The organism is Tabrizicola sp. (assembly GCF_041913445.1).
Taxonomy (GTDB): domain Bacteria; phylum Pseudomonadota; class Alphaproteobacteria; order Rhodobacterales; family Rhodobacteraceae; genus Tabrizicola.
Map to the genome: position 1 here is coordinate 1 of NZ_JAYSFG010000025.1, position 18,745 is coordinate 18,745.

The window sequence follows — 18,745 nt, forward strand, 5'->3', positions numbered from 1 at the left end:
TCCAGCGCCGTGGTGAACAGGCCCTGGAAATAGTCATCCGCCGCGATCTTGCGCTTGTTGGTGACGACCGTCGCGCCCGAGGCCAGCACGGCCGAAGGATAGCAGGCCGCCGGGTCGTTGTTGGCGATCGACCCGCCGATGGTCCCGCGCGAGCGCACCGCCGGATCGCCGATGCCCCCGGCCAAAGCCGCCAGCGCCGGGTAGTGCTTTGCGGCCTCTTTCGCGACGACGGCATGGGGCGTCGCCGCGCCGATGTGCAGCCCGCCGTCCCCCATGCAGACCCCCTGCATCTCGGCGATGCCGGTCAGGCTGACCAGCACGCCGGGGGCCGCAAGGCGCTGCTTCATCGTCGGGATGAGCGTCTGCCCGCCCGACAGGGCCTGCGCCCCATCCGCCGCCAGCGCCTTGGCCGCATCCGCGATGGTCGAGGGTTTTGCGAAATCGAAGTTGTGCATTTTATCCCCCTTACCCGTTGATCGCCGACCAGACCCGCGACGGCGAGACCGGCATGTCGATGTGCGCCACGTGGGTATGCCCCCCGCGATGCAGCGCGTCGATCACCGCGTTGACCACCGCCGGCGGCGAGCCTATGGCCCCCGCCTCACCGCAGCCCTTCACCCCCAAGGGGTTGTGCGTGCAGGGCGTCTGGCAGGAGTAGTCCACGTTGTAGAACGGCACGTCCTCGGCCCGCGGCATCGGGTAGTCCATGTAGGACCCCGTCAAGAGCTGGCCGTTCTCGTCATAGGTGGTGAACTCCAGCAGAGCCTGGCCGATCCCCTGGCCCACGCCGCCATGCACCTGGCCCTCGACGATCAGCGGGTTCATCACGTTGCCGAAGTCGTCCGCACAGTGGAAGGCCACCACGTCGACCTTGCCGGTGCCTTCGTCCACCTCAACCTCGCAGATGTACGCCCCTGCGGGATAGGTGAAGTTGGCCGGGTCGTAGAAGGCCGTCTCCTCCAGCCCCGGTTCCAGCGTCTCCAGCGGGTAGTTGTGCGGGACGTAGGCCGAGAAGGCGATCTCGCCGAAGGTCTTGGCCTTGTCGGTCCCCGCCACCTGGAACTTGCCGTCCTCGAAAGTGATGTCGCCTTCGCTTGCTTCCAGCATGTGGGCCGCGATCTTCTTGCCCTTGGCGATGATCTTGTCCACCGCCTTGGTCATCGCCGTGCCGCAAACCGCCAGCGAGCGGCTGCCATAGGACCCCATCCCGAACGGGATCTTCGAGGTGTCGCCATGCACGATTTCCACCGACGACTCCGGGATCCCCAGCTTCTCGGCCACGATCTGCGCGAAGACCGTCTCGTGCCCCTGACCATGGCTGTGCGCACCGGTCATCACCGAGATGTTCCCGGTCGCATTCACCCGCACCGTCGCCGCGTCATAGAGACCGACGCGAGACCCCAGGATGCCCACCAGATGCGAGGGAGCGATCCCGCAGGCCTCAATCCAGGTCGACAGCCCCATCCCGCGCAGCTTGCCGCGCGCCTTGGACTCCGCCGCGCGCTTGGCGAAGCCTGCGACATCCGCCATCGCCATCGCCTTGTCCAGCGTGGCCTGGTAGTTGCCGGTGTCGTAGACCAGCCCGACCGGAGTCGTGTAGGGGAACTGGTCCGGCGTGAGCAGGTTCTTCCGCCGCACCTCGAACGGGTCAAGGTTCAGCTCGCGGCACATCTTGTCGATCACCCGCTCCAGGCTGAACGTCGCCTCGGGACGGCCCGCGCCGCGGTAGGCGTCCACGGGTGCCGTGGTGGTGAAAACGGTTTTCACGTTCACATAGACATGCGGCACCTTGTAGGGCCCGGCCATCAGAGTGCCGTGCAGGAAGGTGGGCGTCGCCGTCGAGAAGTTCGACAGATAGGCCCCCACGTTCGCCAACGTCTCGGTGCGGATCGCCAGGATCTGCCCGTCCTTGGTGCAGCCCAGCTCGATCTTCGTCACGTGGTCACGGCCATGCGCGTCGGTCAGGAAGGACTCGCTCCGCTCCGCCGTCCAGCGCACCGGGCGCGCGAGCTTCTTCGCCGCCGCGAGCACCAGCGCCTCTTCGCCGTAGTGGTAGATCTTCGAGCCGAACCCGCCGCCCACGTCCGGGGCAACGACGGTCAGCTTGTTCTCCGGAATGCCCAGCACGAAGGCCGCCACCAGAAGCCGCGTCAGGTGCGGGTTCTGGCTGGTCGTCGTCAGTTTGTAGTCGCCCGTCCCCGGGTTGTACTCGCCGATGGATGCGCGGGGCTCCATCGCGTTCGGGACCAGCCGGTTGTTCACCAGCTCCAGCGTCACCTTGTGCGGCGCGGCTTTCATCGCCGCATCGACCGCCGCGCGGTTGTCCTCGATCCAGCCCCAGTCGAAGCAGAGGTTGTCCGGGATCTCGTCATGCACGCGGTTCGAGGCATCGGCCACGGCGACCTTCATGTCGACGATGGCCGGCAGTTCCTCGATCACGCTGTCATCGGCGATCTGCTGCGCCGCGTCCTTGGCCTGGGCATAGGTCTCGGCCACAACGGCGGCATAGGCGTCGCCCACGTGGCGCACCTTGCCATGCGCCAGCACCGGGCGCTTCGGTTCCCGCATCGGCGTGCCGTCGCGACTGTTGATCAGCCAGCCCGCCGGGTTGCCGCCGACGTCCTTGAAATCCTCACCCGTAAACACCGCCAGCACGCCCGGCATCGCCGCCGCCTTGGCCGTGTTGACCGACTTGATCCGCCCATGCGCCACGGTCGAGCGGACAAAGACCGCATAGGTCTGCCCGTGCAGCGCCATGTCGTCGGTATAGACCCCGCGTCCCGTCAGGAAGCGGACATCCTCGCGGCGCTTCAAGGACGCGCCAATCCCATGATCCTTCGGCATGTTCCCCCCTTACTCCGCAGCCACAGCCGAGACGTCCTGCCCCGAGGCAGCCATCACGGCCTTGACGATGTTGTGGTAGCCCGTGCAGCGGCAGATGTTGCCTTCCAGGTGGTGGCGCACTTCATGCTCGGTGGGCTTGGGGTTTTCCGCCAGCAGCGCGGCCGCCGACATCACCATGCCCGGCGTGCAGAAGCCGCACTGCAGACCGTGGTGGTCCTGGAACGCCTGCTGCAGCACGCTCAGCGAGCCGTCGGCATTCGCCATCCCCTCGATGGTCTTGACCGAAGCCCCCGCCACGTCCGCCGCAAAGACGGTGCAGCTTTTCACGGGCTTTCCGTCCACATGCACCACGCAGGCGCCGCACTGGCTGGTGTCGCAGCCGACATGGGTGCCGGTCATGCCCAGCCCCTCGCGCAGGAAGGAGGACAGCAGCGTCCGCCCCTCCACCTCTCCGGAAACGGCCTTGCCGTTCACGGTCATCGAGACCTTCGTCATCTGTACTCCTCCCTGGGTAATCCTAGGTATTCTTGCCGTCGGTTCAGCCGATCAGTCGTTTGAACCAACCCTTCTTCTTTTCCCCCGAATCGGCAACAGCTTCTTCGGTCACGTTTTCCGGCTCGGACTCGGGCTCTTCGACGGCCGCCTGGAAGCGGGTGAAGAACTCGTCGGCAAGCTTCTTGGCGAAGCTGTCGATGATCCGGCTGCCCAGCTGGGCGATCTTGCCGCCGACGTTGGCCTCGGCCTCGTAGGTCAGGCGCGTGCCGCCCTCCATCGGCTCGAAGCTCACGTTCGCCCCCCCCTTGGCAAAGCCCGCAACGCCGCCCTTGCCTTCGCCGCTGATCTTCAGGGACTTGCCCTCGACAATGTCGGACAGCTGGACAAGGCCGGTGAAGGTGGCCGACACCGGGCCGACCTTCTGCTTCACCACCGCCTCATAACCTTCGGCGACGGACCCCGTCAGGCTTTCGCAACCGGGGATGCACTCCTTCAGCACGTCCGGGTTCAGGATCGCGTCCCAGACCACCTTCGGGTCGGCCTTGATCTCTCGGGTATCACTCAACAGCATGGAAAACTCCCCCTCTTGGCCGGGCAGGTTAGGGGGCCGAGGGGCGGGACGCTATGCTGCCTAAGTCGTAGGTGCCTGCAACTGGCCGACGGCCGCTTCCAGCGCACGCGGGTCGATGGGTTTGTACAGGATCTCGATCCCGGCCATCACCGCAAGCTCCTGCAACTCCCGCCCCCGATCCGCCGTGATCAGCCGCGCGGGCACCCGGCCATGCTGGGCGCGCAACCGGCTCAGAAGCGCGATCCCCGTCATCCCCTCGCCCAGCTGGTGGTCCACGATGAAGATGTCGGGCAGGATGCCGATCTCCTCGATCAGCGCCAGCGCCTCCTCGCCCGAGGCGGCTTCCAGCACCGTCATCCCCCACTTTTCGAGGAGCAGCCCCAGCGCGCGGCGAAGTTCAGAGTCGTTTTCCACCAGAAAGGCGATCTTGTCCGCCGCGACCGGTCCCCGGCGGCGGTCTGGTGTTTCGGTTCGGACCGGGGTGTCAGTGCCTTCGGACAGTGGCACCTGCACCATGAAGCAGGTCCCCCGCCCGACCTCTGACGTCAGCCCCAACGGGTGCCCCAGCAGCGCGCAGGCCCGCTCCACGATGGCAAGGCCCAGCCCCATCCCCTCGCTGGCCGAGGCGCGGGCATTCAGTCGGTGGAACTCCTTGAAGATGTCGTTCTGCGCCTCTTCCGGGATGCCCGGCCCGGTGTCCCGCACCTCCAGCCGCACCACCCCGCCCCGTCGACGTGCGCCGACCAGCACCCGGCCTTGCGAGGTGTAGCGGATCGCATTCCCGATCAGGTTCTGCAAAATCCGCCGCAGATAGGCCGGGTCGCTTTCGACCGTCGCGGAACACGGCACCACCACCAGCCGCAGACCCTTCGCCGCCGCCATCGGCGCGAATTCCTCGGCCATGGTCCGCAGGAGCCGCCCCAGGCTCACCGCCCCCACGGTGACCGCCGCCTTGCCCGATTCCAACTTCGAGATGTCCAGGAGCGCATCCAGCAGCCCCTCGACCGACATCAGCGCATTCTGCGCCTTCTCCAGCGCGACCTGAGCGCCGGGGTCCAGCCCCTCGCCGGCAATCGACGAGATGAACAGCTTGGCGGCCGACAAGGGTTGCAGCAGGTCGTGGCTTGCTGCCGCCACGAACCGTGACCGGCTGGCATTGGCGCGCTCGGCGTTGGCCAGTGCGTCCTCCAGCTCCAGCGTCCGCTCCATCACGCGGGCCTCCAGCGTCTCGTTCGCCCGGCTCAGCGCTTCCAGCGCCGCGCGTTCCGCGGTCACATCGCTGAAGCTGAAGACGAACCCCCCGTCCGGCATTCCTTGTGCAAAAACGTCGAGGATAAGGTCCCCGCCACGCCGGACCGAAAAGTCGAGGGGTGAGCGGGCCGGGGCCGCGACCCAATCCTTCAGCGCGCCTTGGCTTAGCCCGTCGAACTGCATGGGCAGTTGACCCAGCACGGCCTCGAACGAAGCCCCGATCCTCAGCCGTCCCATCGGCAGCGACAGAAGCGCGCCGAGCCGGCGGTTCCAGCCCACCAGCCGCGCTTCGGCGTCGAAGATCGCGACACCCTGGTTGATGTGGTCCAGGGTCGCCCGGATCATCCGCGCCTGGTCGTCCAGGAGCTTCCCGCGTTCATGCCGTTCTGCAAGAATGATCTCGGTCACGTCGGTCTGCAGGATCACCGTGCCGCCATCGGCTGTCCGGTGTTCGGAAACCTGGACCCAGTGATCGCCGCCAAGCCGCACGTTGAAGATCACATGCCGGTCCTTGTGCCGCCGCATCCGGCCTTGCGCCCAGTCCGACGCTGTCTCTCCGTCAAGCGCCAGGTGGGGCGAGCGGCTGACCATCGCCACGTAGTCCGCGAACGCGAGCCCCGGCTGCAACTGCGCGTGGACGTCCGGCATGTGCATGGCGAAACGGCTGTTCGACATCACCAGCCGGTCCTCGCGGTCGAAAAGTGCAAATCCCTCTTGCACCGTTTCGATGGCGCTGGACAGGTTCTGCCGTGCGGTCTCGGCCTCGCGCATCGCCTCGGCCAGGCGGGCGTTCGAGTCGTTAAGCAGGTCCAGCGCGCGGCCCAGGTCCTGCGTGCGCTCGCGCACCTGGTCCTCCAGCAGCGCCGCCCGCTGGAACTGCGCATAGGCCGCGCCAGAGTCATCCGTCGCCTGTTCTACCCGCCGCATCAGCGCCTCGGCGATGGTCAGAAGCTTCTCCGCCCGCCGCTCGGCGCTGTCGGCCGGGTTGATCAGCGTCTCGATCATGGCCCTACCTTGGGAGGGTAGATCGCCACGCCGGTCATCGTCTGGTTGACGTGCATGGAGTTCAGCTGTTCGCCATAGGTCGAAAAGCCCACCACGCCATGCGCCTTCAAAAGGGCCGAGACCGCCCCATACCGCTGGTTCTCCTCGGCCGCGATGCGCCGCAGGATGCAGTCGCAGGCCAGGATCGCGGGTCGACCCCCCGCGGACAACCCGTTCATTGCGGTTTCCAGATGCGCCGCCATGTCCAGAGGTTCGGCCAGCGTCAGCACCAGCCCTTCGTCGATGGCTGAGAAGAAGACGAGGTCGCCGTTGTCGGCCATCCGCTGGATCGCCCGGACATGGTGGCTGCCGCCGATCCGCACCACCACCGGATGCGCCGCGAAGGTGAAGGTGGTCAGCTGGCCCGGGTCCTTGCCCAGAAGCCGGGCATATTCCTGTGCCGCGGGTTCCGCGTTGATCTGGTGGACCACCCGGCGTGCCGGATCGGCCCCGGTGACGACCATCCGCCGGTCCGTGGGGACCAGATGGTTCAGGCTGAAGACCTTCACCGTGCAGGCGGTGCGGACCAGCATCAGGACCGCCCGGCCCTGCCGGAAGACCCCGTCCTGCAAGACGAAGGTCGCCCCAAACCGCGTGCCGTCCCCGGCGGACCCGCCGAACAGCGGCACCGGCCCCAGACCCGGACCCAGCGCCGCCGTCAGCTCATCCTCGCGGATCGAAAGGCCGTCGACCATGACGAAGGCGAACTCGTCCTCCCATCCCGGATGCCGGCGCGCGAGCTCCGCCCGAGCCCGGATCAGCCGCCCGATCAGCTCTTGCCCGTCCAGCGCTGCAAGGTCGATCCCCAGGCAATCGACCGCGAAGGACCCGGCAGGCAGGCCGACCGCCACGATCTCGCCCTCGGCATATCCGTCGGGCGAAATCTCGCCCGCCGTCGTGCAGCCGATCACCGGGACGCCGGGAAAGGCCTCCGGCAATGCCGCCTCAAGCGCGGCCCGATCGGCGAGGGGGGAGACGAACAGGATCACTGCCGCGAACGGCCCCGGCCCGAGGGCCTGCGCCACCTTCGTCAGCGCCTCGGGGTCCCGCGCCTCGACATGGGCGCGCGGTATCAGGGCGGTGGCATCGGCCAGGGGCGCGGTCATCATGTCCTCCCGACCGCGATGCTACGGCGCGCGGAAGGGGCCGGGCAAGACCTCAACCATCCTCGGGCATCAGGCTGGTGAAGTTCGTCTCGCGCGCGATCAGCACAGCCTGAGTCCGGCTTTGCACGCCAAGCTTGCGCATGATCGCGGTCACATGCGCCTTGACCGTGGTCTCGGCAATCGAGAGCTCATAGGCGATCTGCTTGTTCAGAAGCCCCTCGCAGATCAGCTGCAGGATCTTCGCCTGCTGCCGCGTCAGCAGCGCCAACCGGCCGATCGCCTCTTCCCGTGCCGAGCCCTTGGCCTTGCCCTCGGGCGCAGGTTCATAGCCCTCGGGCAGGAACCGCCGGCCCTCCCGCAGGGCGTCGAAGGCCGCGCGGAAGACTTCGCGCCGGGAATGTTTGGGCACGAAGCCCGCCGCCCCTGCGGCCAGGCAGGCCCCGATCACCCGATTGTCGGCCAGAGAGGACACCACAAGCACCGGAATCCCCGCCGCAGCCTGGCGAAGCCGGATCAGCCCGTCGATCCCGTTCACGTCCGGCAAGTTCAGGTCCAGGACGATCGCGTCAGGCGCCGGCGAAAGGTCGACCCGGTGGATCGCGGTCTCGAGCCGGTCTGCCGTCTCGATCTCCTCGATCCCGGCCACCGATTTCAGCGTCATCGACAGGGCGTCGCAGAACAGCGGATGGTCGTCCACGATCAGGGCCGATTGCATGGGGCGGATGTCGCCAGCCGGGACCATCGACATGTTGGAAGCCTTAGGAAACACGTTGCTTGCCATCCTATCCTGGCTATCGGGCCCGCGATACAGGCCAAAAGTCCTATGTGCCGAAAACGGCATCGGATTGTCCCCCGTTCTCGACCTTGTCTGGATCAAAGGGCGCACTTAGACCTGTCTGAAACGTTCGCGACAAGGGGAACGCTTCGCTCGGCGACGCGTCTGCCAAGGGCGACATACGCCCCAGCCAATCAGGATCGCGATGCCCAAGACCCCCAGCCCTCTCCTCAGCGCCGTCGTCACGCTGCTGCTCTGGCTTACCGCCACAATCGCCGCAGGGGCGCTGCTTCGACCGAACGTGGACAGGTCCTTCGTCGAGGTCGTCGGCTTTCTGTCGTCGGGCATTGCGTGGAATGTCGTTGCCGGGCTTGTCGTTCTTGGTCTCGCCACGCGCCTCTTCGATCTGCGGGGGCTCGGCTTCGGACCACCTGATGCCCGGGCCACCGCCAAGCTTGTCTGGTTCCCGATTCTGACACTGCTTCCCTTCTATGCAATCGGCCTTGCCATCGGCCTGCCGCCGCCGCAGTCGCTCCTGTTCCTCGCGGTGAACACCGCGCTTGTCGCGCTGTCGGAGGAGTGGATGTTTCGCGGGGTCTTGTTCCAGGCTCTGCGATCGCGGCTGCGGATCTGGCCGGCCGTGGCGCTGACCTCGGTGCTTTTCGGATCGATCCACGTCCTGAACGCCTTTGCCCTGGGCGACCTCCGCCTTGCCCTGGCGCAGGCGGTGGCGGCGACGATGACGGGACTTCTCCTCATCGCCCTCATGCTGCGGACCGGGTCGATCTGGACGGCCGTGGTGTATCACTTGGTCTGGAACTTCGGCATCCTCCTCGTCGCCTACGAGACGGCGCGCTACCCGCTGCCCGAAGGCCCGCTACCCGCCTCGGCCTACGTCGTCCCGATCCTGGTGGTGCTGCCGAACTTCCTCTACGGCCTCATCCTGTTGCGCAGGCTGGGGCACCGGGCGGCGAACGGCGCGGTTTGAGGCTTGCCGAAGACCTGAGCACAAGCCGTTGATCTGGTTTGGTTTCCATCTTTTCCCGGGATCGACACGCCTGCTGTCGGGCGCTCGGTCTCCCCGCCGCCCGCTGCCCTTGGCTTGCGGTGACGTCTATCCAGCCCCATCTGCCGCGTGTAAGCTGCCCAAACCGATCAGTGAAAGGTCATTTGACATGTCGCATTACCCCGACCGCCGCAGCGTCCTCGCTGGCCTCGCCGCGCTTCCCGTCCTTGCCACCACCCCGCTTTACGCCGCGCCCGTCCAGCGCCCGTTCAACCTTCGGGTCGTGATGTCGGGGCATAGCCTCACCGATCCCATTCCCGAGCCTCTCGACATTCTGGTCAAGGCCGTTGCCGGCGACCAGTCGCGCGGCATGCTGATCGACAAGTCCACCATCCCCGGCAGCCCGGCCGAGCACCGCTGGCAGACCACGCCGATCGAGCCGGTCGACGCGAAGCGCGACATCGGCAAATACGACCTCCTGGTTCTGACGGAACGCGTTCCTGTTCGGTCGACGCTGCAGTGGCACAACGCGGACAAGATTGCCCTCGCGTGGTTCGAACATGCCTGGAAGAACGGCAAGGGCGGCCAGGGGGCAGAGACGATCCTCTACGCCAGCTGGATCAGCGTGATCAGCGGTCCCGGAAACGAGGACAAATGGGACATGCCGGACGAACGCCTGATCCCGTTCCGCGAGCGGTTGGATCTGGAAATGACCGCCTGGCAGCAGATTGCGGACCACGTCAACAACAACCGGCCGGCGGGTTCCCCGCCGATGCGAGTCATCCCCGGACCCAAGATCATGGGCGCCGTGTTTGATGCGATCCAGTCCGGTTCGGCCCCCGGCTTGACGTCGATGAAGGAGCTGTTCGAGGACGACATCCACGTCAATGCCATGGGCGCCTACGTCATCACGCTCGCGCATTATGCGGTGATCTACGGGCGCGACCCGCGCGAGATTCTGAACCTGCGCGGCAAGCCGGGCTGGCCCTCGCATGAGCAGGCCGACTGGATGAAGGCGCTGGTCTGGGACGTCCTGCGCGCCTATCCCGACAGCGGATTCGCCTAGGCGCGCTTCGCCTCGATCACCTGCCAGATGCGTTCGGCGGCGTTGGTGCCGTCGAAACGTTCAAGCTCCTGGATGCCGGTTGGCGAGGTCACGTTGATCTCGGTCAGCCAGTCGCCGATCACGTCGATGCCAACGAAGACCTGGCCCTTTTCCCGCAGGACGGGGCCGATGGTGCGGCAGATCTCCAGGTCGCGCTCGGTCAGGCCGATCTTCTCGGGCCGGCCGCCGACATGCATGTTCGACCGGGTCTCACCAGCCTGGGGGACGCGGTTGATCGCGCCGACCGGTTCTCCATCCACCAGGATCACACGCTTGTCGCCCTTGGCCACGTCGGGCAGGAACTTCTGGACGATCAGGGGCTCGCGGTTGATGCCCATGAAAAGTTCGTGCAGGGACGAGAGGTTGCGGTCGTTCGGGTCCAGACGGAACACGCCCGCGCCGCCGTTGCCGTAGAGCGGCTTAAGGATGATATCGCCGTGCCGCGCCTTGAAGGCTCGGATGGTGGCCAGATCGCGGGCAATGGCGGTGGGCGGAGTGAGATGGGGGAAGCGCAGGACCAGCAGCTTTTCCGGACTGTTCCTGACCCAGAAGGGATCGTTCACCACCAGCGTCTTCGGATGGATCATCTCGAGTAGATGTGTGGTGGTGATGTAGCCCATGTCGAACGGAGGGTCCTGGCGCAGCCAGACGACGTCATACTCGCCCAGATCGACCTCGGTCTCCTCGCCGTAGGTAACGTGGTTTCCAACCTCGCGCCGGACCTCGATTGGCCATCCCCGTGCCATCACCCGACCTTCGACGAAGGCCAGCCGGTCAGGCGTGTAGAAGAACAGCTGATGCCCGCGCGCCTGGGCTTCCAGCGCGATGCGAAAGGTCGAATCGGCGTTGATGTTGACCGACCCGATCGGGTCCATCTGCAGGGCTACCTTCAGGGGCATGGCTCACTCCGTTCCGTTGGGAAGAGTGATGGCCGAAGCCGGGGGAAGATGCAATTCAACCCGCGAAGGCGTTTTCCACGACCTGGATGCGGCCCTGCCCGTCGACCAGCGCCAGGTCGATGCGGACATCGGTCAGAAGCCCCCGAGGTTCATTGGCGACGAATTCCTCGACCGTGGCGAAGATCCGGCCGATCTGGGCGGGCGAGACATGCGTGGCGGCCAGATCATGCGTTCTGCTTTGCTTGACCTCGACAAAGACCACCACGTCGCCGTCGCGGCCGATGAGGTCGATCTCTCCGACCGAGCCGCGCCAGTTCCGGGCACAGATCGCGACGCCGCGGTCTTCGTAGAGCCGGGCAACCGAGGCTTCGGCAGCGTGACCGGCCAGATGGTTCGTCAGCCCGCGCGACTTGCGGGACTGTCTGGCAGGCGCCGAAACGAAGTCGAAAGGCATGGCCTATCCTTGGCGGTCGAGGGCGATCCTGTAGACGATCTTGCGTGACACACCCAGAGTTTGCGACACGAAAGTTGCAGCATCCTTAACGGACATCGTCTGCAGGGCCTGGTCCAGCGCGGCGCGGATGCTTTCCTTGCTGGCCTCGGTCGGGGCAGCGCGGTCGACGAGGACCACGATCTCGCCCTTGATCTCGCGCGCGGCCACATCGGCCTGTAAAGTCTCAAGCGGCCCGCGCAGGACTTCCTCGAAGCGCTTGGTCAACTCGCGGCAGACCACCGCCTGCCGCTGGCCGCCCAGCGTTGCGGCCATGTCCTGCAACAACGATGCAAGCCGCTTCGGGCTTTCGTAGACGATCAGCGTCGCCTGCACGGGTGCCAGCTCCTGCAGGAACGACCTGCGTGCGCCCTGGGCGGCCGGTGGAAATCCCGCGAAGAGGAAACGGTCCGAGGGCAGACCAGACAATGTCAGCGCGCAGATCGCCGCACAGGGGCCCGGGGCCGCGCTGATCGGCAGGCCCGCCGCCGCCACGGCCCGGGCCAGTTCGAAGCCGGGATCCGAGATCAGCGGAGTTCCTGCCTCGGACGCATAGGCGAGGCTTTTCCCCTCGGCCACAAGCGCCAGGAGCCGTTGCAGCGGGCCTTCACCGGAATGGTCGTGGTAGGCGATCAGCGGACGGCCGCCCAGGGGAATGCCGTGGATCTCCATCAGGTGGCGCAGCGTGCGGGTGTCCTCGGCGACCAGCACATCGGCCCCGGCAAGCACGTCCAGCGCCCGCAGCGTGATGTCCCGGGCGGCGCCGATCGGGGTCGAGACCAGGTGCAGGCCCGGCGGAATGGTGCGCAGGGCAGCCTTGTGCGGGGCCTCGGCGGGTTCTGAGGACTGCCTCACAAGTTTACTTCCCTTCCCGAACCCTTTACCCTGACTGCCAAACGCAGCGCGCTGCAACAGTGAGGAACCACCATGTTGTCCGTATTTCGCCGGGCCCGCAAGTCGCTGGGTCAGATGCTTCTTGTGCTTGGTGCCGTGGTCCTGTCCGGCTGTGTCGCGACGGGTCCGGGGACCGCTCCGCAAGCCGCCCGTGGCGGCTCGGTGCAGGTGGCGCTGCTGATCCCTTCGGGTTCGGGCCAGTCGCAGGACGAGCTTTTCGGCCAGAACCTTGAAAATGCAGCGCGGCTGGCGATGGCCGACCTTTCGGGCGTGAACATCGACCTGCGCGTCTACCGGACCGGAGGCAGCCCGGCGCAGGCCTCGGCGCTTGCGAAGCAGGCGGTCGACGAGGGCGCACAGGTGATCCTCGGACCGTTCTATTCCGAAGAGGCCAATGCCGCCGGCGTCGCGGTGGCGAATTCCGGGGTGAACGTCCTGGCCTTCTCGAACAATGCGGCCATCGCGGGCGGCAACGTCTTCGTCCTGGGCCAGACCTTCGACAACACGGCCAAGCGTCTGGCGCGCTTCGCGGTGCGGAACGGCAAGTCCAAGATCCTGATCGTCCACGACCGCAACGTCGCGGGCGAGGTGGGCAAGGCCGCGATCGAGCGCGGTGTCTCGGCGGCCGGTGGCTCGGTGGTGGGCGTCACCTCGTATGAATTCTCGCAGAATGGCATCGTGCAGGCGGCCTCGGGAATCGTCAGCACCGCGAAGTCCTCAGGCGCGACGGCGCTCTTCCTGACGGCGGACACGGCCGGGGCGCTGCCGCTTCTCAGCCAGCTTCTTGTGGAAAACGGGATCGACCGCACTACGACCCAGTTCATCGGCCTGACCCGCTGGGACATCCCGCCCGCAACGCTGTCGCTGCCAGGCGTCCAGGGCGGCTGGTTCGCGATGCCGGATCCGGGACTGAGCGCCCAGTTCCGCGCGCGCTACGAAAGCGCCTATGGCAGCCAGCCTTCGCCGGTCGCGGCGCTGGCCTATGACGGGATCGCAGCCATCGGCGCGCTGGCGAACCGGGCGCAGGACGGGGCTCCGCTCTCGAAGGGCGACCTGACGCAATCGGCTGGCTTTGCCGGCGTTTCGGGCATCTTCCGCCTTCTGCCCAATGGGACGAACGAGCGTGGGCTTGCCGTGGCGACGATCCGCACCAACCAGGTGGTCGTGATCGACGCTGCCCCGCGCAGTTTCGGCGGCGCCGGGTTCTGAGATCGTGGAGGCAACGGCCGAGGTCCCGGTTCTGCCGCTGGCGGCCGGGACGTCCTATTCCGTGCCGGACGCCGAAGGACTGACCTCCCGCGTGCTGGAGTCGCTGCGGGGCTGCACGGATCCCAAGGCGGCCCGGGCGCTGGTGGTGGCAGCGCTTCAGGCCGCAAAGGCCGATGCGAATGCCGGGTTCGAGGCCCGGTTCCGAGCCGCCCCGCGCGAGGCGCGCGACCTGATCTCGGCCCAGGCGGCGCTGACCGATGTCCTGGTGCAAGTGACCCTTGCCGCCGCCATGCGCCTGCACCCGCTGGCCAACCCGACCGAGGCCGAGCGCATCGCCGTCCTGGGCGTCGGCGGGTACGGACGGGCCGAGATGGCGCCGCAGTCCGACGTCGATCTTCTGTTCCTCACCCCGTGGAAGATCACCCCCTGGGCGGAGAGCGTCATCGAGACGATGCTTTACATGCTGTGGGACCTGAAGCTGAAGGTCGGCCATTCCAGCCGAACAGTGAAGGACTGCATCCGCCTGGGGCGTGAGGATGTGACGATCCGCACCGCGCTTCTGGAGCACCGCTTCATCTGCGGCCATGCGCCCCTTGCCGCCGAACTGGGCGACAAGCTCTGGGGCGAGCTGTTCAAAAACTCCGGTCCGGAATTCATCGAGGCGAAGCTGGCCGAACGGGCCGAACGGCACAAGCGGCAGGGCGGGCAGCGTTACGTGCTGGAGCCGAACGTCAAGGAAGGGAAGGGGGGGCTGCGCGATCTCCAGACCCTCTACTGGATCGGCAAATACCTGCACCGGGTGCCCTCGGCCGAGGGGCTGGTGGGGGCGGGGCTTCTGTCCCGCGAGGAATTCGACAGCTTCGCCCAGGCCGAGGATTTCCTCTGGGCCGTGCGCTGCCACCTGCACTACATCACCGGCCGCGCCACGGACACGCTGACCTTCGACCTGCAGGTCGAGGTGGCGGCCCGGATGGGCTACCGCGACACCGCCGGGCGCCGCGCCGTCGAGCATTTCATGCAGGACTACTTCCGCCTTGCGACCCGCGTGGGCGAGTTGACGCGCATCTTTCTGACCGAGCTGGAAGCGCGCCACGCAAAGCGAGAAGCCAGCCTCTTCGGCATCTTCAAGATGACCAAACGGGTCAAGGCGGGCTACAAGCTGGTTCAGGGCCGGATCGACGTCGTGGATCCGAAGGACTTCCTGAGGGACAAGCTGAACCTGCTGCGGGTCTTCGAAGAGGCGCTGCGGACGAAGTACCTGCTGCACCCCAACGTCATGCGGATCGTCACGCAGAACCTCGACCTCATCGATGACGACATGCGTGAGAACCCCGAGGCGCAGCGGATCTTCCTTGACCTTCTGCTGAAGCACGGGAACCCCGAACGCTCGCTTCGTCGGATGAACGAATTGGGCGTGCTGTCCGCCTTCATCCCGGAATTCGAGCCCATCGTCGCGATGATGCAGTTCAACGTCTATCACCACTACACGGTGGACGAACACATCATCCAGACGATCTCTTGTCTTGCCCAGATCGAACGGGAAGAGCTGGTCGAGGACCTGCCGCTGTCGTCGTCCATCCTGAAGGGCGGCGTGAACCGGCGAGTGCTTTACGTGGCGCTCCTTCTGCATGACATCGGCAAGGGTCGCCCCGAGGACCATTCGATCCTGGGCGCGCAGATCGCCCGTCGCGTGGCACCGCGCCTTGGCCTGGACGCCGAGGAATGCGAGACGGTGGAATGGCTGGTGCGCTACCACCTTCTGATGTCCGACATGGCACAGAAGCGCGACATCGGCGACCCGCGCACAGTGCGTGACTTCGCCAAGGCGGTGAAGACCCGGAAGCGGCTGGACCTTCTAACGGTGCTCACGGTTTGCGATATCCGCGGCGTGGGGCCGGGCACCTGGAACAACTGGAAGGCCATGCTGCTGCGGCAGCTTTACAAGCTGACCTCCGACGCGCTGGAAGGCGGGCTGGAGACGCTGAACCGCGAGAACCGGCAGGAAGAGGCGACCCGCGCCCTTGCCGAACGCCTGTCGGGCTGGGACCCGGTGGCGGTCGAGCATGAGGTGACGCGCCACTACGCGCCCTATTGGCAGGGACTTTCCACCGACACGCACGAGGTCTTCGCCCGCCTTCTGCAAGGTCTGGGCGACGACGAGATCCGCATCGACCTCCACCCCGATCCCGACCGCGACGCGACCCGCGCCTGTTTCGCGCTGGCCGACCACCCGGGCATCTTCAGCCGCCTTGCGGGCGCTCTGGCGTTGGTCGGGGCTAACGTCGTGGATGCGCGGACTTATACGTCCAAGGACGGCTATGCCACGGCGGTCTTCTGGGTGCAGGACATCGAGGGCAAACCCTACGAGGTCAACCGCCTGCCGCGCCTGCGGGGGATGATCGACAAGACGCTCAAGGGCGAGGTGGTGGCGCGCGATGCGCTGAAGGACCGCGACAAGATCAAGAAGCGCGAGCGTGAGTTCCGCTTCCCCACCCACATCACCTTCGACAACGAAGGGTCCGACATCTACACGATCATCGAGGTCGATACGCGCGACCGGCCGGGCCTCCTGTATGACCTCACACGGACGCTGGCGACGAACAACATCTACATCGCCAGTGCCGTGATCGCGACTTACGGCGCGCAGGTGGTGGATACCTTTTACGTCAAGGACATGTTCGGCCTGAAGCTCCACCAGAAGCACCGGCAGGAGGCTTTGGAGAAGAAGCTGCGCCAGGCCATCGTCGAAGGCGCAGAGCGGGCCATCGCATGAGCTCTCGCGGCATGATCCGCAACATCGTGACCCTGGGTGGCTGGACGCTGGTGTCGCGTGGGGCCGGTCTGGTGCGCGAGCTGATGATGGCCGCCTACCTGGGCGCGGGGCCGGTGGCGGATGCGTTCAACGTGGCCTTCAGCCTTCCCAACATGTTCCGCCGCTTCTTCGCAGAAGGCGCGTTCAACCAGGCCTTTGTGCCGCTCTATTCCAAGAAACTGGAAGCCGGGACCGACGCCGAGGATTTCGCGCAGAACGCGTTCTCGGGCCTGACGGCCTTCCTGATCGTCTTCACCCTGATCGGAACGCTGGCGATGCCGGCCCTCGTCTGGGCGATGGCCTCGGGCTTCGTCGGTGACGGACGCTTCGACATGGCCGTGGACTTCGGGCGGATCACCTTCGTCTACATCGGCTTCATCTCGCTCTTCGCGCTTCTGTCCGGCATCCTGAATGCCCACGGCCGCTTTGCCGAGGCCGGGGCCGTGCCGGTGCTGATGAACCTCGTGTTCATCGTCGCGATGATGCTGGCGCATTACTACGGCTGGGACATGGGCCTGACGCTGGCCTGGACCACGCCGATCACCGGCATCGCGCAACTGGCCTGGACACTCTATGCCGCGCGCCGTATCGGGTTCGTCCCCAAGCTGCGGCTGCCACGCCTGACCCCCGACTTTCGCCGTCTGATGGTGACGATGGGTCCGGCGCTGCTGGTCGGTGGGGTCGTGCAGATCAATCTGCTCGTCTCGCGCCAGGTGGCCTCGGGGACCGAGGGCGCGATCTCCTGGCTGGTCTACGCGGACCGGCTGTACCAGCTGCCGTTGGGTGTCGTCGCCATCGCAGTGGGCACGGTCCTTTTGCCTGAACTCAGCCGCCGCTTGCAGGCCGGGGACAGCGCCGGCGGGCGCGAGGCCTTCAACCGGGGCACCGAATTCGCGCTTCTCCTGACCCTTCCCGCCGCCGTGGCGCTGGTCGTCATTGCACTGCCAATCACCGAAGTCCTCTACCAGCGCGGCGCCTTCGGGGCCGAGGACACCGCCGCTACGGCGCTGGCGCTGGCGATCTACGGGTTGGGCCTGCCTGCTTTCGTCCTGCAGAAGGCCCTGCAACCCCTGTTCTACGCGCGAGAGGACACGAAGAGGCCCTTCCAGTACGCCGTCTGGTCGATGGTCCTGAACGCGGCCCTCGCCTTCGGCCTGATGCCCTGGATCGGCTTCTCCGCCGCCGCCTGGGCCACCACGCTGTCGGCCTGGGTCATGGTGGCGCAGCTTTGGTGGGGGGCGCGTCGGCTGGGTGAGGAAACCCGGTTCGATGCCCGCTTCCTGTCCCGTCTCTGGCGGATCGTTCTGGCCTCTGCCCTGATGGGGGCAGCGCTGTGGGGCGGATGGATGCTGCTGCAACCCCTGCTGGAAGCGCGCGCTTACCGGGTGCTGGCGCTGGTCCTGCTGATCGCTATCGGCATGGCCAGTTACGCCCTGGCCGCCTTCGGCCTGAATGCGGTCCGCCTGTCCGACCTGAAGGCGTTGCGCCGTCAGCGCTGACGGAGCTGGTCCATCACCCGCCGGAACCCGCCGGGGCTCACGACAAAGGACAAAAGGAATCCGGCCGCGAAGCCGGTCACTTCGGCCACCCAGTCCCAGCCCGCGCCGAAGAGAAGGCCGAAGACCAGCTGCACGAACAGAAGCGCGCCGATCAGGCTGAAGGCCCGGAACTTGTTCGCGCCCACCCGCGCGAGATTGGTCCAGATCAGGAAGGTGAAGGCCCCGATCAGCCCGTAGACCCCCGGAAAGGCTCCGATCAGCTGTGTCCTCAGGTCGGGGATCAGAAGCCCGTAAACCGCGCCGCCGATGGCTGCCGAGCCGAGGAACACCACAGCGACGCCCCACCAGCGGAAGACCTCGGCCACCATCTTGCCAAGCGCCAGAAGCATCACCACGGCGAACAGCGCATGGGTGAAGCTGCCATGGACGACGGTGTAGGATACCAGCCGGTGCAACTCGACCAGCGGCTGGCCGCCCGTCTCCCACTGGTACTTCAGGAGCTCGGGGAAGAGGCCGAAGCGTTCGACGGCCTGAATCCGCCAGGTGAAGCCCTGCGCCCCGCCGACCAGCCCCGCTTCGGCCAGGCTCAGGACCAGCTCCATCGCGATCAGCGGCAGGGCGAGGATCCAGACGATCGGCGGCAGTGGGTTCAAGGGTGGCGCGCTGTGGTCCTGATCCATGTCCGTCCTGCTGATTGACGCCTCTATCCCCTTCGATTACGCGGATTGCCAAGCTTAATCCAGAC

Annotated in this window: 16 protein-coding genes; 5 read left to right on the plus strand and 11 right to left on the minus strand. The window is 66.5% G+C overall.

Annotated elements, in window-relative coordinates:
• From ACE3Q6_RS19525 to ACE3Q6_RS19555, 7 genes are all read right to left on the minus strand, one after another.
• Nucleotides 1–455, minus strand: a 455-nt coding sequence (locus ACE3Q6_RS19525) for a xanthine dehydrogenase family protein subunit M (protein ID WP_374436116.1), incomplete at its 3' end; no start/stop codon positions are given.
• Between the two features lie 10 nt (nucleotides 456–465).
• The gene (locus tag ACE3Q6_RS19530; RefSeq protein ID WP_374436118.1) at nucleotides 466–2,844 is read right to left on the minus strand and encodes a xanthine dehydrogenase family protein molybdopterin-binding subunit; all 2,379 of its coding nucleotides are present in this window, start codon (nucleotides 2,842–2,844) and stop codon (nucleotides 466–468) included.
• Between the two features lie 9 nt (nucleotides 2,845–2,853).
• On the minus strand, nucleotides 2,854–3,339 hold the full coding sequence (locus ACE3Q6_RS19535; RefSeq protein ID WP_374436121.1) for a (2Fe-2S)-binding protein: 486 nt from the start codon (nucleotides 3,337–3,339) through the stop codon (nucleotides 2,854–2,856).
• Nucleotides 3,340–3,382: 43 nt separating this feature from the next.
• Entirely contained in the window at nucleotides 3,383–3,910 is a 528-nt protein-coding gene (locus ACE3Q6_RS19540; protein ID WP_374436124.1) for a CoxG family protein, read from the minus strand.
• Nucleotides 3,911–3,970: 60 nt separating this feature from the next.
• Nucleotides 3,971–6,166 (minus strand): PAS-domain containing protein, encoded by a 2,196-nt coding sequence (locus tag ACE3Q6_RS19545; protein ID WP_374436127.1) that lies wholly within the window; start codon nucleotides 6,164–6,166, stop codon nucleotides 3,971–3,973.
• Nucleotides 6,163–7,314: an FIST N-terminal domain-containing protein gene (locus tag ACE3Q6_RS19550; protein ID WP_374436130.1), complete on the minus strand. Its 1,152-nt coding sequence runs from the start codon at nucleotides 7,312–7,314 to the stop codon at nucleotides 6,163–6,165. Before ACE3Q6_RS19550 ends, ACE3Q6_RS19545 begins: the two co-directional genes overlap by 4 nt.
• 49 nt (nucleotides 7,315–7,363) lie before the next feature.
• Nucleotides 7,364–8,059 carry a response regulator transcription factor gene (locus tag ACE3Q6_RS19555; protein WP_374436133.1) on the minus strand — a complete coding sequence of 232 codons (696 nt, stop codon included), beginning with the start codon at nucleotides 8,057–8,059 and terminating at the stop codon, nucleotides 7,364–7,366.
• A gap of 232 nt (nucleotides 8,060–8,291) precedes the next feature.
• Here ACE3Q6_RS19555 and ACE3Q6_RS19560 point away from each other — a divergent pair, with 232 nt between their 5' ends.
• Together ACE3Q6_RS19560 and ACE3Q6_RS19565 are read left to right on the plus strand one after the other, a co-directional pair.
• Entirely contained in the window at nucleotides 8,292–9,074 is a 783-nt protein-coding gene (locus ACE3Q6_RS19560) for a lysostaphin resistance A-like protein (RefSeq protein ID WP_374436135.1), read from the plus strand.
• A 187-nt stretch (nucleotides 9,075–9,261) separates the two neighbouring features.
• Nucleotides 9,262–10,158 (plus strand): hypothetical protein, encoded by an 897-nt coding sequence (locus tag ACE3Q6_RS19565; RefSeq protein ID WP_374436137.1) that lies wholly within the window; start codon nucleotides 9,262–9,264, stop codon nucleotides 10,156–10,158.
• Here ACE3Q6_RS19565 and gshB read toward each other — a convergent pair.
• From gshB to rsmI, 3 genes are read right to left on the minus strand one after another with little or no spacing between them, the layout of a single operon-like run.
• Nucleotides 10,155–11,096, minus strand: coding sequence for a glutathione synthase (gshB, locus tag ACE3Q6_RS19570; RefSeq protein ID WP_374436139.1), 942 nt, complete (start codon nucleotides 11,094–11,096; stop codon nucleotides 10,155–10,157). The genes ACE3Q6_RS19565 and gshB overlap by 4 nt on opposite strands.
• Nucleotides 11,097–11,151: 55 nt before the next feature.
• Complete coding sequence (locus ACE3Q6_RS19575; protein ID WP_374436140.1) at nucleotides 11,152–11,550, minus strand: YraN family protein; 399 nt, start codon at nucleotides 11,548–11,550, stop codon at nucleotides 11,152–11,154.
• A 3-nt stretch (nucleotides 11,551–11,553) separates the two neighbouring features.
• On the minus strand, nucleotides 11,554–12,441 hold the full coding sequence (rsmI, locus tag ACE3Q6_RS19580) for a 16S rRNA (cytidine(1402)-2'-O)-methyltransferase (protein ID WP_374436141.1): 888 nt from the start codon (nucleotides 12,439–12,441) through the stop codon (nucleotides 11,554–11,556).
• Between the two features lie 72 nt (nucleotides 12,442–12,513).
• Between rsmI and ACE3Q6_RS19585 the strand changes: the two genes are divergently transcribed.
• From ACE3Q6_RS19585 to murJ, 3 genes are read left to right on the plus strand one after another with little or no spacing between them, the layout of a single operon-like run.
• A complete protein-coding gene (locus ACE3Q6_RS19585) occupies nucleotides 12,514–13,689 on the plus strand; it encodes a penicillin-binding protein activator (RefSeq protein ID WP_374436143.1) in 1,176 nt (391 codons plus the stop codon).
• Between the two features lie 31 nt (nucleotides 13,690–13,720).
• Nucleotides 13,721–16,462, plus strand: a complete 2,742-nt coding sequence (locus ACE3Q6_RS19590; RefSeq protein WP_374436264.1) for a [protein-PII] uridylyltransferase — start codon at nucleotides 13,721–13,723, stop codon at nucleotides 16,460–16,462.
• Nucleotides 16,459–18,000, plus strand: coding sequence for a murein biosynthesis integral membrane protein MurJ (murJ, locus tag ACE3Q6_RS19595; protein ID WP_374436145.1), 1,542 nt, complete (start codon nucleotides 16,459–16,461; stop codon nucleotides 17,998–18,000). Before ACE3Q6_RS19590 ends, murJ begins: the two co-directional genes overlap by 4 nt.
• Here the strand turns inward: murJ and ACE3Q6_RS19600 are convergent.
• Complete coding sequence (locus ACE3Q6_RS19600) at nucleotides 17,991–18,680, minus strand: rhomboid family intramembrane serine protease (RefSeq protein WP_374436147.1); 690 nt, start codon at nucleotides 18,678–18,680, stop codon at nucleotides 17,991–17,993. The two genes, murJ and ACE3Q6_RS19600, sit on opposite strands and share 10 nt — an antisense overlap.
• Nucleotides 18,681–18,745: the final 65 nt, after the last annotated feature.

Excerpts from the sequence above, each read along its gene's own strand:
- ACE3Q6_RS19560 (WP_374436135.1), top strand. The coding sequence starts at position 8,292 with ATGCCCAAGACCCCCAGCCCTCTCCTCAGCGCCGTCGTCACGCTGCTG.
- ACE3Q6_RS19535 (WP_374436121.1), bottom strand. The coding sequence starts at position 3,339 with ATGACGAAGGTCTCGATGACCGTGAACGGCAAGGCCGTTTCCGGAGAG.
- murJ (WP_374436145.1), top strand. The coding sequence starts at position 16,459 with ATGAGCTCTCGCGGCATGATCCGCAACATCGTGACCCTGGGTGGCTGG.
- ACE3Q6_RS19540 (WP_374436124.1), bottom strand. The coding sequence starts at position 3,910 with ATGCTGTTGAGTGATACCCGAGAGATCAAGGCCGACCCGAAGGTGGTC.
- ACE3Q6_RS19585 (WP_374436143.1), top strand. The coding sequence starts at position 12,514 with ATGTTGTCCGTATTTCGCCGGGCCCGCAAGTCGCTGGGTCAGATGCTT.
- gshB (WP_374436139.1), bottom strand. The coding sequence starts at position 11,096 with ATGCCCCTGAAGGTAGCCCTGCAGATGGACCCGATCGGGTCGGTCAAC.
- ACE3Q6_RS19550 (WP_374436130.1), bottom strand. The coding sequence starts at position 7,314 with ATGATGACCGCGCCCCTGGCCGATGCCACCGCCCTGATACCGCGCGCC.
- ACE3Q6_RS19555 (WP_374436133.1), bottom strand. The coding sequence starts at position 8,059 with ATGTCGATGGTCCCGGCTGGCGACATCCGCCCCATGCAATCGGCCCTG.
- ACE3Q6_RS19575 (WP_374436140.1), bottom strand. The coding sequence starts at position 11,550 with ATGCCTTTCGACTTCGTTTCGGCGCCTGCCAGACAGTCCCGCAAGTCG.
- ACE3Q6_RS19545 (WP_374436127.1), bottom strand. The coding sequence starts at position 6,166 with ATGATCGAGACGCTGATCAACCCGGCCGACAGCGCCGAGCGGCGGGCG.
- ACE3Q6_RS19530 (WP_374436118.1), bottom strand. The coding sequence starts at position 2,844 with ATGCCGAAGGATCATGGGATTGGCGCGTCCTTGAAGCGCCGCGAGGAT.
- ACE3Q6_RS19600 (WP_374436147.1), bottom strand. The coding sequence starts at position 18,680 with ATGGATCAGGACCACAGCGCGCCACCCTTGAACCCACTGCCGCCGATC.
- ACE3Q6_RS19565 (WP_374436137.1), top strand. The coding sequence starts at position 9,262 with ATGTCGCATTACCCCGACCGCCGCAGCGTCCTCGCTGGCCTCGCCGCG.